This window comes from Herbiconiux solani NBRC 106740 (genome assembly GCF_001571005.1).
In the GTDB taxonomy this organism is placed as follows: domain Bacteria; phylum Actinomycetota; class Actinomycetes; order Actinomycetales; family Microbacteriaceae; genus Herbiconiux; species Herbiconiux solani.
The window spans coordinates 465836-482905 of the sequence record NZ_BCST01000001.1 but is presented as its reverse complement, the minus strand read 5'-3'; the positions used below and the strand labels follow the sequence as shown (position 1 = coordinate 482905).

Sequence of the window (17070 nt, the reverse complement as noted above, 5' to 3'; positions counted from 1 at the left end):
AATGAATCGCACTGGCGCGGCAGGCCTGCGCGGCCTAGTCTTTCCCTATGACCGACACCGGCGACCACGCCCTGCTGGCCGGCGACGACCTCGAGACCTGGGCCGGGCTCGCAACCGTGCTCGAGTGGCTGCCGCCCGCGCTCGACGCCGACCTGCTGCGGGATTTCGACCTCACGCACTTCGAGTACGGCATCCTCTATGCCCTGGCCCACGCAAAGGAGCAGCAGCTCAGGATGAGCGAGCTCGCGGCCTTCGCCAACAGCTCTCTCTCGAGGTTGTCCCGGGCCGTCTCCCGGCTCGAGTCCCGCGGCTGGGTCGAACGGGCGCGGGATCCGGGCGACGGCCGGTCGATCCGCGCGACCCTGACCGAGGCGGGGCGGCACGTGTTCGAGGAGGCGACCCCGCAGCACGAGCAGACCGTGCGGCGCCTGGTGCTCGACCCGCTCACCGCGGCGCAGAAGCGTCAGCTGCGGGCGATCACCGAGCGCATCCGCCGTGCCGTCACCGACGCCCCGGCCTGGCGCCCATGACCTGACGCGCCTCGCCCCCGGCCCCGCCAGCCGGGGTTCAGAAGCTCACGGACCGCCGAGCCAGTGGTCGATGCGGTGGTGGTCGGGCGTGAATCCGTGCGCGACGCCCCAGAGCACGGCCTGCGTGCGGCTCGCGACATCGATCTTGTGGTAGATGCTGCGGATGTAGGTCTTCACCGTGTTCGGGCTGAGGTAGGTCAGCGTCGCGACCTCGGCGTTGTTCTTGCCCTGCGTGATCAGGGCGAGGATCTCGGACTCCCGGTCGGTCAGCCCTTCGTGACGGCCCGGCCAGTCCAGCCCGCTCGCACTGCCGGCCCGGCGCGGGGGAGAGCTGACGATCTTCTCGCCGCGGTGCACCTTTTCGAGCGCGGCGACGAGGTCGCGGGCCGGCAGGGTCTTGGAGAGATAGCCGTGGATGCCCTGCTCCTCCGCGCTCTCGACCAGCTCGGGGTGGAAGTTCCAGGTGTAGACCACCACGCGGCTCGCCCGGGGGTTCCGCACCAGGGCGCTGAGCTCCTGCAGATCGGCCTCGGGCTGCGCGAACGAGTCGTAGAGCACGATGTCGACCTGGTCGTCGAGCGAGGCGTTCGCGTCGATCTCGCAGACCAGGATGCGGTCGCGGTAGCGGTCGAACATGTGGGCGAGGCCCGAGAGCACGACGTCGTAGTCGTCGACCAGGGCGACCCGGATGGGGGCACCCGGGGACTCGGTCTCGCCCGGTTCCGTCTCGGCCACGGTGCTCATCGGCGTGCTCGTCGTCCACTCATGCCCTGACCGTACACCGGGAGGGGGTGCGAAAGACCACCCCTTGGGGTGACGCGGCGACCCCCGCATCCTGGTTCGCTGATGAAAAGCCGACCACGGTCAGCTTCGGGATGCGCACACCGTGCACCCGACACCACGGAAAAGGACGCACACCATGCTCGGTCTCATCATCAGCCTCATCGTCATCGGCCTCATCGCCGGAGCGCTCGCCCGCCTCATCGTGCCGGGCAAGCAGAACATCTCCATCCCGATGACCATCCTGCTCGGGATCGTCGGATCCTTCGTGGGCGGGTTCCTCGGGTTCCTGATCTTCCAGCACGACGCGATGGACGGCTTCTTCCAGCCTGCCGGCATCATCGGCTCGATCATCGGCGCGATCATCGTGCTGCTGATCTGGACCCGCTTCGCCGGCCGCCGCTCCGTCACCCGCTGACCTGCGCGGAACCACGACGCTGCGGACGCCGCGGGCCCTCGGGCTCGCGGCGTCCGGCCTGTCCGGCGACGATCGCGGTCAGGCGCCCGGCGGACTCTGCGCCGACCCCGATGGTCAGGAGTGGAGGTCGAGCTCCCACGAGGTCGCGAAGTCCTCGGGCGTGGAGGACTCGAGCTCGAGCAGGATGCGGTCGCGCAGGTTCAGCAGGGCCCCCACGTCGGAGGCGGTGATGCGGCGCAGCTCCCGCCCGTCCTTGCGGATCACGAGCTCCGACATCGCCGGAGCCATGTCCTCGGCGCCGGTCACGCCGGCCACGAGCGTGCCGCCCCACAGCGCGGCGCGCTTCAGCAGCCCCTCCTTGCGGTCGACCAGGTCGAGCTCGAACACATCGGCGGCACACGCGTCACTCATGCGTCCAGCCTGCCAGAACCCTCCGGCGGATCGGTGAGCGCGGCGGCGTAGGCGCGCACCGAGCGGTGGTAGCGGGGGAGCCCGGGCTCGATCGCCTCGAGCGCGACCCGGAGGGCCTCGGCCGACCGGCCCGCACTGTGCAGCGCCAGCGCCAGGAACACCGCGGGCGCGTCCCCGGCCGCAGGATGGCGGGGGGCGTCGCGCAACATCGCGATCGCCTCGTCGACCCGGCCCAGATTGCGCAGGGTGGAGGCGTGCTGGATGGCGAGCTGCGCCGCGCGTGCCGGGTCGATCTCCGCGAGACCGGCCCGGGTGGCGGCGGCGTACTGCACGTCGGCCTCGGCCTCGTGCCCCGAGGAGTCGAAGGCGCCGCCGAGCTCGAACGCGCCGAGGGCCGGATGCGGTGCGCGGTCCGCTAGGGAACGCATCCGCTCCAGACGCTCCTGATCGTCGAGCTCCTCGTCGCCCCAGAGCGTGGCCACCTCTGCCTCCCACTTGGAGGCGTCCAGGTGCATTCCTCGGTTATCCATGGATCGAGCCTAAACGGGGAGACCGGCCTGCCAGCGCCTGCCGGTGCGCCGCCGCGGTGGGAACGGGGCAGGATGAGCCCATGGGTACTTCGGCCTCCGGGCCCGCCGAACAGGACGGGGTGCTCGTCGTGGGCGCCGGGATCGCGGGGCTCGCCTGCGCGCGGGCGCTTCAGGATGCGGGGATCCCGGTGAGGGTCGTCGACCGCGGGCGCCGACCCGGAGGGCGGATGTCGGGGCGCACGCTGCACGGCCGGATCGTCGACCTCGGCGCCTCGTACTTCACGGTGCCGGAGGATGCGGGCTCCGGCGAGGGCTCGGCGTTCGGCGATGTGGTCGAGGACTGGGTGCAGCGGGGACTCGCCCGGCCGTGGACCGACACCTTCGCCGTGATCGACGCTTCGGCGCCGGACGCGGCCGCGGATGCAGAGGCAGATGCGGTCGATGCGGCAGCCGATCCGGCAGGGGACGAGCTTGACGCGACATCCCGAGCCGTATTCCCCACCACGACCGGCCCCGTCCGCTACGCCGCCCCCGGCGGCCTCCGGTCACTCGTGCTCGACCTAGCCTCCCGGCTCGAGGAGGCCGCGGGCCCTCCCACGAGCGCGCCGAAGACCTCCGCGCCAGCCCCCGCCGAGCTCCTCACCGAGCACGCCGTCGAGGCCGTCACCCCCGACGGCACGGCCTACGGCACCCGCTACCGCGCCGTCGTGCTCGCCATGCCCGAACCCCAGGCCGCCCGTCTCCTCGAGCCCGGCTCGGAGCTCGCCGGCCGGCTCGACCCGGGCGCCTGGCAGCCGACGATCGCGGTCGCGGCCGGCTACGCCGAGCGGCTCTGGCCGGCCGCCCTGCACGGCGCCTTCGTCGACGGCTCGGCCATCCTCTCCTTCGTCGCCGACGACGGCGACCGCCGGGGCGACGGGGCTCCCGTGCTCGTCGCCCACACGACGCCGGAGTTCGCCCGGGCGCACCTCGACGACCCCGCGACCGCCGTCGACGAGGTCGTCGCCGAGCTCGACCGCGTGCTCGCCCTGCCCGCCGGCAGCCGCCCCGTCTGGACCCACCCCCACCGGTGGACCCACGCCCGCGCCACCCCGACGCATCCTGAGCCCTTCGCGCTGTGCGGAGCCGTGGGGGTGTGCGGAGACTCGTGGGGCGGCCGCTCCTCGGTCGCGACCGCCTGGGCCTCAGGCGACGCGCTCGGTCGGGCGATCGCCGCCGGCCGCTGAAGCCTCCCCGGAGGAACGCGGCACGGACGTCTGCGCGTGCCCAGCTTCGCAAACCGGCACGGCCCTGCGGAAGGGCGCCGGCCGTCCTCTAGCGGACGTGTCCTGAAGCGGATGCCTCGCCGAATGGATGCCGACGGTCACCCGTCGGCCGCTCGTCACCACCGCTCGCGGTGCCGCTCCTGGTCGACCACGGCTTTCCGGTCGGCGAGACCCCGCAGCCCTGCCAGGGGCTGCGCCATCCGCTGGTTGCCCCGGATGCGCGGCTCGACCCGGTCGAGGAAGGCCCAGTACCCCGCGGTGAACGGGCACGCGTTCTCGCCGAGCCGCACCTTCGGGTCGAAGACGCACGCCCCGCAGTAGTCCGACATCCGGTTGATGTAAGCGCCACCGGAGGCGTAGGGCTTCGTGGCCACGATGCCGCCGTCGGCGTGCTGGGACATGCCGATCACGTTCGCCGGCATCACCCACGGGGTGCCGTCGACGAACATGTCGACGAACCAGTCGTTGAGCGCCACCGGGTCGTAGCCGTGCTGGAGCGCCCAGTTGCCGAGCACCATCAGCCGCTGGATGTGGTGGGCCCAGCCGTGCCGGCGCATCCCGTCGACCGTCTCGCGGAGGCAGGTGGCTTCGATCATTGAGGGATCGAGGGTGCGGAACGCCTCCGGCAGCGGTTCGTGCGCGCCCAGGTAGTCGCTGCGCGCCGGGTAGGTCTCGCCGAGGTGCCAGTAGAGGTGCCAGACGTAGTCGCGCCAGCCGACGAGCTGACGCACGAAGCCCTCGACGCCCGCGAGCGGCGCGCGGCCGGCGTGGTACTCCGCGACGACGCGCTCGGCGACCTCGAGCGGATCCAGCAGCCCGAGGTTGAGCGGGGCGCTGAGCAAGGAGTGCGCCATCGTCCAGTCACCGCCCAGCATCGCATCCTCGAACGGGCCGAAGTCGTTGAGGCGCGAGCCGATGAAGTCCTCGAGCGCGCGGGTCGCCTCGTCGTGGGTGGCGGCGAACCGGCGCGGCCCGTCGTCGCCGACGAGCTCGACGGCGCCCTCGCGCTGCCAGCGGTCGAGGTCGTCGCGCACCTCTGCGTCGATCTCGTCCTCCTCGGGCCACCATGGGTCGGGCAGGCCCAGCCTGGCCGCATTCTTCGGGGGTGGCTGCCGGTTGTCGTGGTCGTAGTTCCAGCGCCCGCCCTCGGGCTGGTCGCCGCGCATGAGCAGCCCGGTGCGCCGCCTCACCGTGCGGTAGAAGTCGTCCAGCAGCAGGCGCGAACCCTGCCGGCCCGCGGCCCACTCGGCGAACTCCGGCTCGGACGTCACGAACCCACGGCTCGGCAGCACCGCCATCCCGTGCCGGCGCACGAAGCGCCTCGCCGACCAGGACGTCGGGTCGATCACCTCGAGGTCGTCCCGACCGGTCACGACCTCGGAATACCGCTCGACCCGGTGGTACTCGACCCGATCGCCGAGCTCGGCCGCGCGATGGCGGAGCGCCGAGAGGATGAGGTGCGCCTTCGCCCGGTGCATCGGCCGCCGCCCGAACACCGACCGGGCCTCGACGATCATGATCGGGCCGCCGTCGTCGAACACGGGCCCCAGCTGTCCGGCGAACAGCCAGCGGGTGCGCGATGTCGAACTCATGGGGCCAGAGTAGGCACACCCCACGACACCGGCACCCGGATGCGGTCGTCGCGACCGCGAACCGCCTCTGGTCACGCGGCTCCCGGTGCGTCACAATGCAGCCGGGAGGGAACATGACCGGCACGATCGACTTCGAGACCCAGCTCAAGCACGAACTGCACCACCGCCTGCGGCCCATGACGGGCCGTGACCCTCGCGAGCGCGGGCGAACCACCACCCCGCTCGAGCTCCTCTACGACCTCACCTACGTCGTCGCCTTCGCAGCGGCGGCCGATCTGCTCGCCGAGCACCTCGGCGAGGGCACGATCTGGCCCTCGATCGGCGCCTACGCCTTCGCGATCTGGGCGGTCAGCTGGGCCTGGCTCAACTTCACCTGGTTCTCGTCGGCCTACAGCAACGACGACGTGCTCGTGCGTCTCGCCACGATCGTGCAGATGATCGGCGTGATCGTGCTCACCTACGGCCTGCCGGTCTCGTTCGAGGCGGCCGCGCACGGTGAGAGTCCGAACAACCTCCTGATGGTGATCGGGTACATCATCATGCGGGTGCCGCAGATCCTGCTCTGGCTGCGGGCGGCCATCCGCGACCCGGACCACCGGAGGAACGCCTACTCCTACGTGATCATCATCTCGGTGGCGCAGGTGGCCTGGCTGCTGACGGCCGTGCTCCCGCTCCCGGCCCCCGCGACCGTGATCGCGCTGGTCGTGGTGGCACTGTTCGAGATGGTCGCCCCGGTGGTCGCCACCAGGCGATACGGCTACTCGCCGTGGAACGCCGGGCACATCGCCGAGCGCTTCGCGCTGCTGACCCTGATCACCGTCGGCGAGGTGATCGCCGGGACGACGGCGGCGGTCGGCGCCCTCACCCAGGAACAGGGCTGGACGGGGGAGGCCGTGCTGATCGCCGCGTCCGGGCTCGTGATCGCGGCGGCGGTGTGGTGGACCTACTTCCTCGTCCCCTCCCGCCTCGTGCTCGAGCTGCGGCCCGAGCGCACCTTCGCCTGGCGGTACGCCCACCTCGCCCTCTTCGGGTCGATCGCGGCGATCGGCGCGGGCCTGCACCTCACCACGATCGCCGTCGAGCGGGGCGAGGTGTCGCTCTACGGGATCGCGCTCGCGCTCGCCATCCCGCTCGCGCTGACGGTCGTGCTCATCTTCCTGATCTGGAGCGTGCTGATGCGCTCCTACGACCTCAGCCACCTGCCGCTCGTGCTGCTGACGCTCGCCCCTCTGGCCGCCGCCGTCGTCATGGGAGCGATCACAGGCCGGGATGCTCCGTTCGACATCGAGCAGCGCGGTTCGCTTACCTCCCTCAGCGTGATCGTCGGACTCGTCGCGCTGGGCGCCGTGATCGAGGTCGTGGGCCACGAACTGGTCGGCTACCGGCACACCCTCCGCGCCTGGCGTGCGGGGGAGGCCTCGGCAGCGCGGCGGGAAGGGGAGGCCTCGACAGCGCCGCCCGCAGGGCGTACAACGTAAGGCATGAGCGACGACGCGATCTCGCCCCGCGACTTCCGGGCCGCCGAGGGCACGGCCGACTGGCGGGTGGTCGGCGACGGCGCCCGCGCCTTCTTCGACACCGTATCCGCCGGGCCGGGGTCGTTCGCGCGGGGCGCCGCGTTCGTGGCTGCCGTCGCGACTCTCGCCGAGACCGCCGGGCATCATCCGGAAATCGACCTCCGCTACGGAGGCGTCGCGGTGCGCCTGATCAGCCACGACACCGGCGACATCAGCCGGCGCGACCTCGACCTGGCCCGGCAGATATCCGGGGCCGCGCGCGAGCTCGGCCTGCGCGCCGACCCCTCGGCCGTGCAGAGCCTGCAGATCGCGATCGACGCGGTCGACGTGCCGGCCGTCCGCCGGTTCTGGGAGGCCGTTCTCGGCTACACCCCGGTCGAGGATGCCGATCTCACCGACCCGCGCCGGCTCGGCCCGAACGTGTGGATCCAGCAGATCGACGCGCCGAGAGCCGAGCGCAACACCATCCACCTCGACGTCTACCTGCCCCGCGACCAGGTGGAGTCCCGGCTGGCCGCCGCTCTGGCCGCCGGCGGCCGCATCGCGAACGACGCCGACGCGCCGGAGTGGTGGACCCTGGCCGACCCCGAGGGCAACGAGGTCGACCTCGCCCCGTGGCGCGACGACAGCCCCTGGAGCTGACCGCGCGCGTCGCCGCATCCGGCACGCCCACCCTCTGGAGCTGACCGCCCCGCCCCGGATACGCTTCTGCCATGGAGCCGGAGAACACATCCCATTTCACCCCCGAGCAGCTCGAGGCCTCGGAGCACACCGAGAAGAAGACGATCGACGGTGAGGCGCGCTACTACGTCAAAGACCTCGAGAAGCACCTCCGCGCCTGGGGTCATCCGAACCCCGACGGGCTCGTCGCGTACTTCACGCCCGATGGAAAGTTCCACGCCCAGGGCGTCGCGCGCGAGCAGCAGCTGAGGGTCATCGGCGCGATGGGCGGCGTGGTCGCCTGACCTCCCCGGGTCGGCGTTTAGACTTGGAACCCACGCCGACCACGCCGGAGACTCAGTGCCCTCGAACGATTCCTTCGTGCACCTGCACGTCCACAGCGAGTACTCGATGCTGGACGGCGCCGCGCGGGTGAAACCCCTGATCGAGGCCGCGAAAGAACAGGGCATGCCCGCCGTCGCGGTCACCGACCACGGCAACGTCTTCGGTGCCTTCGACTTCTGGAAGACGGCCACCGAGGCGGGCATCAAGCCGATCATCGGCACCGAGGCCTACCTCACCCCCGGCACCCACCGCTCGGACAAGACGCGGGTGCGCTGGGGCAACGGCGGCGGCGACGACGTCAGCGGCGCCGGCGCGTACACGCACATGACCCTGCTCTCGCAGAGCACCGAGGGGATGCACAACCTCTTCCGCCTCTCCAGCAAGGCGAGCATCGAGGGCTACTACTTCAAGCCCCGGATGGACCGCGAGCTGCTGAGCGAGTACGGCAAAGGCCTGATCGCGACCACCGGATGCCCGAGTGGCGAGGTGCAGACCCGTCTCCGGCTCGGCCAGTACGACGAGGCCGTCAAGGCCGCCTCCGACTTCCGCGACATCTTCGGCAAAGAGAACTTCTTCTGCGAGATCATGGATCACGGTCTCGACATCGAGCGCCGGATCATGACCGACCTGCTCCGGCTCGCCAAGCAGCTCGACCTGCCGCTGGTCGCGACGAACGACCTGCACTACACGCACGCCCACGACGCCACGAGCCACGCCGCTCTGCTCTGCGTGCAGTCCGGCTCCACCCTCAGCGACCCGAACCGCTTCAAGTTCGACGCCGACGAGTTCTACCTCAAGTCGGCGGCCGAGATGCGCCAGATCTTCCGCGACTACCCGGAGGCCTGCGACAACACGCTGCTGATCGCCGAGCGCTGCGAGGTCGCGTTCGACACGAGCGCCAACTACATGCCGCGCTATCCGGTGCCCGAGGGCGAGACCGAGGCGACCTGGTTCGAGAAGGAGGTCGAGGCCGGGCTCAAGGAGCGCTACCCCGACGGCGTCACCCGCGAGGTGCGCGAGCGCGCCGACTACGAGGTCGGCGTGATCAAGGGGATGGGCTTCCCCGGCTACTTCCTCGTCGTCGCCGACTTCATCAACTGGTCCAAGCGCAACGGCATCCGCGTCGGCCCCGGCCGTGGTTCGGGCGCCGGTTCCATGGCCGCCTACGCGATGAAGATCACCGACCTCGACCCGCTCGTGCACGGCCTGATCTTCGAGCGGTTCCTCAACCCCGACCGAGTCAGCATGCCCGACTTCGACGTCGACTTCGACGACCGGCGCCGTGGCGAGGTCATCAAGTACGTGACCGAGAAGTACGGCAGCGAGCGCGTCGCGCAGATCGTGACCTACGGCACGATCAAGGCGAAGCAGGCGCTGAAAGACTCCGGGCGCGTGCTCGGCTTCCCGTTCAGCATGGGCGAGAAGCTCACGAAGGCGATGCCGCCGCCCATCATGGGAAAAGACATCCCCCTCTCGGGCATCTTCGACAAGGCGCACCCGCGGTACAAGGAGGCCGTCGACATCCGCACGGTCATCGAGACCGACCCCGAGGCGCGCACGGTCTTCGACACCGCGCTCGGCATCGAGAACCTGAAGCGGCAGTGGGGCGTGCACGCGGCGGGCGTGATCATGTCCAGCGATCCGCTGATCGACATCATCCCGATCATGAAGCGGGAGCAGGACGGCCAGATCGTCACCCAGTTCGACTACCCGGCGGCCGAGTCGCTCGGGTTGATCAAGATGGACTTCCTGGGTCTTCGCAACCTGACGATCATCGACGACGCGCTCGACAACATCCGGGCCAACCGCGGCGAAGACCTCGTGCTCGAAGACCTCACCCTCGACGACGTGCCGAGTTACGAGCTGCTCGCCCGCGGCGACACCCTGGGCGTGTTCCAGCTCGACGGCGGCCCGATGCGCGGGCTCCTCCGCCTGATGAAGCCCGACAACTTCGAGGACATCTCGGCCGTCCTGGCGCTCTACCGGCCGGGCCCGATGGGTGCCGACTCGCACACGAACTACGCCTTGCGCAAGAACGGCATCCAGCCGATCACGCCGATCCATCCCGAGCTCGAAGAGGCGCTCCGGGAGGTTCTGGGCGGCACCTACGGCCTGATCGTCTACCAGGAGCAGGTCATGTCGATCGCGCAGAAGCTCGCGGGCTTCACGCTCGCGCAGGCCGACCTGCTGCGGCGCGCGATGGGCAAGAAGAAGAAGTCCGAGCTCGACAAGCAGTACGAGGGCTTCTCGAAGGGCATGCACGACAACGGCTACTCCGAGGCCGCGGTCAAGACGCTCTGGGACATCCTGCTGCCGTTCTCCGACTACGCCTTCAACAAGGCGCACTCGGCCGCCTACGGGGTGGTCTCGTACTGGACCGCGTACCTGAAGACGCACTACCCGGCCGAGTACATGGCCGCGCTCCTCACGAGCGTCGGCGACTCCAAGGACAAGATGGCGATGTACCTCAGCGAGTGCCGCCGCATGGGCATCAAGGTGCTGCCGCCGGACGTCAACGAGTCGATCGGTTTCTTCACCGCCGTCGGTACCGACATCCGCTTCGGCATGGGTGCGGTCCGCAACGTCGGGATGAACGTGGTCGAGCTGATCAAGGGCGCTCGCGAGGAGAAGGGGGCGTTCACCTCCTTCGGCGACTTCCTGAAGAAGATCCCGCTCGGTGCGACCAACAAGCGCACGATCGAGTCGCTGATCAAGGCCGGCGCCTTCGACTCGCTCGGCTCCACCCGCCGCGCCCTGATCGAGGTGCACGAGGGGATGATCGACAACGCCGTCTCGCAGAAGCGCAACGAGGCGAACGGCCAGGTCGGCTTCGACTTCGACTCGCTCTGGGATGCGCCGGAGGAGGTGCACGACATCCCGGTGCGCCCCGAGTGGGCCAAGCGCGACAAGCTCGCGTTCGAGCGCGACATGCTCGGGCTCTACGTCTCGGACCACCCGCTCGCAGGTCTCGAGATCCCGCTCGCCAAGGTCGCTTCCACGAGCATCCTCGACCTGCTCGAGAGCGAGCAGACGCAGGACGGCGACCAGGTCACGGTCGCGGGCCTGATCACGAGCGTGCAGCACCGCACCGCGAAGAACTCGGGCAACCAGTACGGCATGATCACGGTCGAGGACTTCGGCGGCGAGATCACCGCGATGTTCATGGGCAAGACGTACCAGGAGTTCGGGCCGGCGCTCACGAACGACACCATCGTCGTCGTGCGCGGACGGGTCTCGCTGCGGGACGACGGGATGAACCTGCACGCGTTCAGCCTGTTCCAGCCCGATCTCGGGCAGGTCGGCACCTCGGGCCCGCTGCAGATCTCGTTGGCCGAGTACAAGGCGACCACCGACACGGTGCAGGCGCTGAACGACGTGCTGATCCGGCACTCCGGCGATACCGAGGTGAGGCTGCGGCTGGTCAAGAGCGACAACGTGCGGGTGTTCGAGGTGCCCTACGGCGTGAACGTGACGGCCGACCTGTACGGCGAGCTCAAGTCGCTGCTCGGGCCGAACTGCCTGGTGTGAGCCAGCACCTCATCGCTCGTCGGCCTGGATGAGTGCGTCACGCGCCGAGGCCGGTTCGCGCCCGAGCAGGGTGCCCAGAAGCGGATCCGTGCCGGAGAAGTAGCCCTCCGCCGCGGCCAGGTACATCCCGAGCAGGAACCGTGCCCCGGCTTCGGGCGCGCCGACCGCGACCTGGCGCGCGACCCACTCCTCGGGGTCGAGGACGACTCGCTCCACCGGGCGGCCGGCCAGCTCGCTCGCGATCTCGGCGATCCGGGTGAAGTCCGGGGCATCCGGCGCCGTGAGGGTGACGAGCCCCTCGTACTTGCCGTCGCTCAGGATCACGGCGGCGGCCGCTTCGGCCGCATCCTCCCGCGCGGTCCACGAGATCGGCCCGTCGGCGGGCACGGCGATCACACCGGTCTCGCGCCAGCCGGCCGTGGCCCAGCCGAGGGTGTGGGCGTAGAAGCCGTTGCGCAGCGAGGTCCACGGCAGCCCCGAGGCGGCCAGCAGCTCCTCGGTCGCCGCGTGGTCGCGCGCCGGCGCGAAGGGGCTGTCGGCCGCGGTTCCCTGATGGCTCGTGTATAGGATGCGGCCGACGCCCGCCTCGACAGCGGCCTCGACCGCGTTGCGGTGCAGGGCGACGGCATCCGCGCCCTGGTCGTTCGACGAGACGAGCAGCAGCTGGTCGGCGCCGGAGAAAGCGGGGACAAGAGTCTCGGGCCGGGCATAGTCGCCCTGGCGGATCTCGACCCCTCGCGAGGCCAGCGCGCCGGCCTTCGACGGGTCGCGCACGACGGCGGCGATCCCTCCGGCGGGCATGGTCTCGAGCAGGTGTTTGAGGGTGCTTCCGTTGAGGGCCCCCGTGGCGCCGGTGATGACGATCATGATCGCTCCAATTCGTTAGCGGTGGAATCAGCGCAACAGTAGCACCGATATTACAGCGCTAGCGCTCATGCGTTACCATCGGAAACATGAGTGCAGATCCGACCGACGACGACCGGACGATCGCGGATTCCCGCACCAGGATCATCCGAGCCGCCGCCGTGCTGATCGGCGACGGGGGAGCGGCCGCCGTCACCACCCGGGCCGTCGCCGCCCGGGCCGGCGTGCAGGCGCCGACCATCTACCGGCTGTTCGGAGACAAGGACGGTCTGCTCGAAGCGGTGGCCGAGGACGCGATGGCCACCCATGTCGCCGCGAAACGCGACACCGTGCGCGAGGCCTCCGCCGCAGGAGCCGATCCCGTCGAGGATCTGCGGCGGGGGTGGCGTGACCAGATCGACTTCGGTCTCGCGAACCCCGCCCTGTTCCGGCTGCTGAGCGATCCCGATCGTTCCGCGCGGTCCGAGGCGTCGGCCGCGGGTCTCCGGGTGCTGGCGAGTCGGATGAACCGGGTCGCGCGGGCCGGACTCCTGCGGGTCTCCGAGGCGCGAGCGGTCGCGATCATGCACGCCGCCGGCCTCGGTGCGGTGCAGTCCTCGCTCGCGCTGCCCGCCGAACTCCGGAGCCCTGGGGTCTTCGAGGACATGCTCGAGGCGGTGCTGGGACGCATCCTCGTCGAGGGGAGCGCAGGCGACGGGCAGGCAGACGAGGGGCGGGCCGGCGAGGCGCAGTCAGGCGTGGGCGAACGGGGGAGCGACGTGCAGTCCGATCCAGACGCCGAATCCCGCACCGCGGCGGTCGTGGCGCTCCGCGCGCACGCGTCCGGACTGCCGTTCCTCAGCTCCTCGGAACAGACCCTCCTGGTCGAGTGGCTCGACCGCCCCGGGGCCGCCGGCTGAGGTTTCGCCGGAGATTCGGCAGCCGTTAGGCAACTTTATCGCTAGACAATCTAGGGTTATCGTTGAACAGCGCGTCCGACTGCCGGCCGCGAGACGACTCCAGCAGTAGGGCGAGCAGTGGGCATTCAGACATCACTCGACGGCGTGCTCGAGGCCGATCGGATCGTCGAGGCCATGCGCCGCGCCGACGACCTCGCCTTCGAGGCCAGCCGCGAGCCGGGGCTCCGCACGCTCCGCATCCTCACCGGCGCCCTCGACAGCGAGGACGACATCGCCGCCATCGCGGCCGCCCACGCCTTCGGTCAGATCGTCGACGACGAGGCCAACCGCGTCCTCACCGGCCTGCTGTCCGAGGACCGCGGGTTCCTGCGGGAGCACGCGGCCTGGGTGCTGGGGGCGCGCATCCCGTACCTCGACGGCGTCGGCCGCCTGATCGGCATGGTCGTCGAAGGCGGCTTCGGCGGGATGATCGCCCAGCGCTCGCTCGAGCAGTGGGCGCAGACCGCCCCCGACCACGTCGCCGTCGGCCTGGAGGGCGCCCTCCTGGGCATCCACGAGCCGAACGCCCGGTACCGCTTGGTCGAGACCCTGGGCCTCATCCGCGGCGAAGGCCCCGCGCGGCGCCTGATCCAGGCCGCCGCAGATGCCGGCGAGCACCCGCTCGTCCGCACCGCCGCGATCGCCGGTCTCGGTCAGCACCGGGGTGAGAGCCGGGCTGCAGAGCTCCTCGACGACCTCGCCCGAGGAGAGGACGGCCCGCTCGCCGACGTCGCACGCCTCGGCCTGATCGACCTGGCCGGGGGCGTCATCCGCACCCGGAGCACCGGCGGGCCGCTCACCGTCGCTCAACTCTTCCTGCACGCCGACGTGGATGCCGCGCTCAGCGCGGCCGGCAGCGGCGACAACGGGGGAGTGGCGACGCTGCTCGTCCGCCTCGGTGACGCGCTCGTCGGCGGGCGCCCCGGTGCCCACGTCGCCGGACCGGTCGAAGCCCCCGTCGGGGCCGACCCGGATCGTGACGCCCCCGCCGTCGCCCGCGTCCTCACGATGTCTCGCGGCACGGTTCCCGAGGCCATCTCGAGCGTCGCCGACATCGCCGCCCACGAGACGGGCCACCTCTACGGCCGCATCCCGCTGCTCACCCCGACGGCGAGCTCCGCCACCGCGTGGCCGCAGCGGGTGGCCGCCCGTCGCGGCATCCGCCGCATCCTGCGCGCCGCCGGCCAGGTCGACGTGCTGCACCTGCGGATGGCCGAGGTCGGCAGCCTCGCCGCCTCCGACGTCGCCCGCGAGCTCGACATCCCGGTCGTCTTCACGGTCGCGCCCGACCCGCACGCGGTCATCCAGTCGATGGATTCCGCCGGCTCGCTGACCCGCTCGAACTTCGGCGCGGCCGACGAGCGCGAGCACTTCTGGTTCCGCGCCCGGCTGGTGCAGCGGCTCGCCTCGAACGCGAACCACACCGTGCTGTTCCCGCGCCCCGAGCTCCGCCGCGACATGAGCACGCTCGTCGGCATCGACATCGACTCGCATCCCGAGCGCCACACGATCGTGCCCGAGGGCATCGACCTGCGCGTCGTCGACCTCGCGGTCGAGGAGGCCCGGGCGCACGCCGCGGGTGGCGAGGCGGGCCCCGAACTGGCCGAGCTGCGCGCGCTGGTCGAGACCCTTCCCGCCGACCGCCGGGGGCTGCCGCTCCTGGTCAGCGTGGGCCGCTTCCACCAGGTGAAGGGGATGGCGGCGATCGTCGCGGCCTGGCAGGGCAGCGCCGCCGCATCCCGCGCCAACCTGCTCCTGGTCGGTGGCAACCTCACCGACCCCTCGGCCGCCGAGCGCGAACAGCTCGACGCGATCGCGGCGGTAATCCCGGTCGCCGAGCGTGCCGAGCGCGGCCTCCTGCTCCCCGGTCACCGCCCGAACGACACCGTCGCGCGCTGGATGGCGGCCGCACGCACCGGCCTGCCCGGCCTGAGCGCCGCCCAGGGCGTCTACGTCTGCGGAAGCCTGAAGGAGGAGTTCGGCATCGCGCTGCTCGAGGCGATGGCCACGGGGCTCCTGGTCGTCGCGCCCGACGGCGGCGGCCCGGCCACCTACGTCGAGGACGGCGTGACCGGCTTCCTCACCCGCACCTGGGACCCGGCCGCGCTCACCGGAGCGATCGACCGGGCCCTGGTCGCCGCGGCCGCCGAGACGACGACCGACCGAGCCGCGCGCTCGCGTGCGGTGGTCGAGTCGAGCTTCACGATCCAGGCCATGGCCACCGCCCTCGGCGGGGTCTACGAGCGGGTGCGGCGCGAGAACAGCGACCTCGCCTGGCCGGTGCCGCAGTCGTGACCGTCCTCGTCATCAGCCCCGACTACGCCTCCCACCTCCTGCCCCTGGTCACCATCGCGAGCGCCTGGCGCGAGCGCGGCGAACGCGTGGTCGTCGCGACCGGCGAGGCGACCGACTCGATCGTGCGTCGCTTCGGGTTCGAGCGCGTACCGCTGCAGCTCGGCCGCGGGTCCAACCCGGGGGTCATCCGGGCCGACGAGCAGCCGCAGGAGGAGGACACCTCGCTCCGCGGCTTCTTCGACGCCACCCGGCTCGGGATGGTGCCGACCCTCCGCTACCAGGCCGAGGAGCGCTTGACCGACCTGATGTGGCAGCCGGTCGAGAAGGCCCGCGCCACCGTCGCGGTGGTCGAGGAGGTGCGGCCCGACACGATCCTGGTCGACCATCTCGCCTTCAGCGCGCGTCTCGGACTCACGGCCGCCCGCATCCCGTACGCCGACGTGGTGCTCGGGCATCCTTCGGCGCTGCCCGTCGGCAACGAGCTCTACGGTTTCCCCGCCACCTGGCCCGCCGCATTCGAACCGGATGCCGCCGAGCTCGCCGCGCTGCGCGACCTCTGCGAGCGGGTCAGCGTCTCGTTCACGGCCGAGTGGAACGGTGCCCTCGCGGTGCTCGATCCCACGGCGGAACCGTCGGCCTCGGCGTTCTCGGAGACCGGCGACCTGCTGCTGTTCAACTATCCGGCCGAGCTCGCCGACCCGGCCCGCGACTCGTCGATGCCTCCGCATCGGCACCTCGGTTCGATGCCCCGGGACGACTCAGGGGACCCTGAGGTGGGGCGGTGGCTCGCGTCATCCGACACGCCCTTCGTGTACGTGAGCTTCGGCAGCTTCCTCTCGGTGCGCGACGACGTGCTCGCGGTCGTGGCCGAGGCGCTCCGGCGGCTCGGCGACCTCGGGGTGCGCGCGGCGATCGCGACCGGATCCGGCGACCCGACGCTCCTCGGTGAGCTGCCGGAGAGCTGGCTTGTGCGGGAGTACCTCCCGCAGGTGACGCTGCTCGCCGGGGCCGCTGCCGCGGTCACCCACGGCGGCAACAACAGCGTCACCGAGGCCGTGACCTTCGGCGTGCCCACCCTCGTGCTCCCGTTCTCGACCGACCAGTTCGCCGGGGCCGCAGCGCTCGAGCGTGCCGGTCTCGGCCTCGCCCTCGACCCCAATGCGCTGACGGCGGATGCGGCGGAGGAGGCGCTGCGGCGGCTCCTCGACCCGGCCTTCGCCGGACGGGCGGGGCTCGCCGCGATCGCCGAGGGGCTCGCGGCCGAGCCCGGGCCCGACCGGGCGCACCGCGCCGTCGGCGAGTTGTCCGCGGAGGCCGGGCTGGCGCCGGGCGGCCACCCCGCCCTCGCGGCCGACGGGACGCCGGGCGGCCACCGCCTCACTCGCTAGGCTGGGAGA

Annotated in this window: 15 protein-coding genes; 10 read left to right on the top strand and 5 right to left on the bottom strand. The window is 71.3% G+C overall.

Features of this window, described 5'->3' with window-relative positions; all coding sequences use genetic code 11:
• Positions 1-47: 47 nt before the first annotated feature.
• On the top strand, positions 48-530 hold the full coding sequence (locus tag HSO01S_RS02345) for a MarR family winged helix-turn-helix transcriptional regulator (RefSeq protein WP_066038945.1): 483 nt from the start codon (positions 48-50) through the stop codon (positions 528-530).
• A gap of 45 nt (positions 531-575) precedes the next feature.
• On the opposite strand, the gene HSO01S_RS02340 is transcribed toward HSO01S_RS02345, so the two are convergent.
• The gene (locus HSO01S_RS02340; RefSeq protein WP_066038944.1) at positions 576-1274 is read right to left on the bottom strand and encodes a response regulator transcription factor; all 699 of its coding nucleotides are present in this window, start codon (positions 1272-1274) and stop codon (positions 576-578) included.
• Positions 1275-1449: 175 nt separating this feature from the next.
• Between HSO01S_RS02340 and HSO01S_RS02335 the strand changes: the two genes are divergently transcribed.
• Positions 1450-1728, top strand: coding sequence for a GlsB/YeaQ/YmgE family stress response membrane protein (locus HSO01S_RS02335; RefSeq protein ID WP_066038943.1), 279 nt, complete (start codon positions 1450-1452; stop codon positions 1726-1728).
• A gap of 114 nt (positions 1729-1842) precedes the next feature.
• Here the strand turns inward: HSO01S_RS02335 and HSO01S_RS02330 are convergent, their stop codons facing one another.
• Complete coding sequence (locus HSO01S_RS02330; RefSeq protein ID WP_066038942.1) at positions 1843-2139, bottom strand: hypothetical protein; 297 nt, start codon at positions 2137-2139, stop codon at positions 1843-1845.
• Complete coding sequence (locus HSO01S_RS02325) at positions 2136-2669, bottom strand: tetratricopeptide repeat protein (RefSeq protein ID WP_245635852.1); 534 nt, start codon at positions 2667-2669, stop codon at positions 2136-2138. Before HSO01S_RS02325 ends, HSO01S_RS02330 begins: the two co-directional genes overlap by 4 nt.
• Positions 2670-2749: 80 nt before the next feature.
• Between HSO01S_RS02325 and HSO01S_RS02320 the strand changes: the two genes are divergently transcribed.
• Complete coding sequence (locus HSO01S_RS02320; RefSeq protein WP_066038940.1) at positions 2750-3895, top strand: NAD(P)/FAD-dependent oxidoreductase; 1146 nt, start codon at positions 2750-2752, stop codon at positions 3893-3895.
• 155 nt (positions 3896-4050) lie between these two features.
• Here the strand turns inward: HSO01S_RS02320 and HSO01S_RS02315 are convergent, their stop codons facing one another.
• A complete protein-coding gene (locus tag HSO01S_RS02315) occupies positions 4051-5526 on the bottom strand; it encodes a cryptochrome/photolyase family protein (protein WP_066038939.1) in 1476 nt (491 codons plus the stop codon).
• 113 nt (positions 5527-5639) lie between these two features.
• On the opposite strand from HSO01S_RS02315, the gene HSO01S_RS02310 reads away from it, so the two are divergent.
• The 4 genes from HSO01S_RS02310 to dnaE all read left to right on the top strand — a co-directional run bounded on the left by HSO01S_RS02310 (position 5640) and on the right by dnaE (position 11576).
• Positions 5640-7004: a low temperature requirement protein A gene (locus HSO01S_RS02310; protein WP_066038938.1), complete on the top strand. Its 1365-nt coding sequence runs from the start codon at positions 5640-5642 to the stop codon at positions 7002-7004.
• 3 nt (positions 7005-7007) lie between these two features.
• The gene (locus HSO01S_RS02305) at positions 7008-7685 is read left to right on the top strand and encodes a 4a-hydroxytetrahydrobiopterin dehydratase (protein WP_066038937.1); all 678 of its coding nucleotides are present in this window, start codon (positions 7008-7010) and stop codon (positions 7683-7685) included.
• A 71-nt stretch (positions 7686-7756) separates the two neighbouring features.
• The gene (locus tag HSO01S_RS02300) at positions 7757-8008 is read left to right on the top strand and encodes a hypothetical protein (RefSeq protein WP_066038936.1); all 252 of its coding nucleotides are present in this window, start codon (positions 7757-7759) and stop codon (positions 8006-8008) included.
• 106 nt (positions 8009-8114) lie between these two features.
• Positions 8115-11576 carry a DNA polymerase III subunit alpha gene (gene dnaE / locus HSO01S_RS02295; RefSeq protein WP_066039132.1) on the top strand — a complete coding sequence of 1154 codons (3462 nt, stop codon included), beginning with the start codon at positions 8115-8117 and terminating at the stop codon, positions 11574-11576.
• A 9-nt stretch (positions 11577-11585) separates the two neighbouring features.
• On the opposite strand, the gene HSO01S_RS02290 is transcribed toward dnaE, so the two are convergent.
• The gene (locus tag HSO01S_RS02290) at positions 11586-12443 is read right to left on the bottom strand and encodes an SDR family oxidoreductase (RefSeq protein ID WP_066038935.1); all 858 of its coding nucleotides are present in this window, start codon (positions 12441-12443) and stop codon (positions 11586-11588) included.
• A gap of 86 nt (positions 12444-12529) precedes the next feature.
• Between HSO01S_RS02290 and HSO01S_RS02285 the strand changes: the two genes are divergently transcribed.
• From HSO01S_RS02285 to HSO01S_RS02275, 3 genes are all read left to right on the top strand, one after another.
• Positions 12530-13339: a TetR/AcrR family transcriptional regulator gene (locus HSO01S_RS02285; RefSeq protein ID WP_066038934.1), complete on the top strand. Its 810-nt coding sequence runs from the start codon at positions 12530-12532 to the stop codon at positions 13337-13339.
• A 117-nt stretch (positions 13340-13456) separates the two neighbouring features.
• Entirely contained in the window at positions 13457-15673 is a 2217-nt protein-coding gene (locus HSO01S_RS02280) for a glycosyltransferase (RefSeq protein WP_066038933.1), read from the top strand.
• Positions 15670-17061, top strand: a complete 1392-nt coding sequence (locus tag HSO01S_RS02275; RefSeq protein WP_084361217.1) for a nucleotide disphospho-sugar-binding domain-containing protein — start codon at positions 15670-15672, stop codon at positions 17059-17061. Before HSO01S_RS02280 ends, HSO01S_RS02275 begins: the two co-directional genes overlap by 4 nt.
• The last annotated feature ends 9 nt before the right edge of the window (positions 17062-17070 follow it).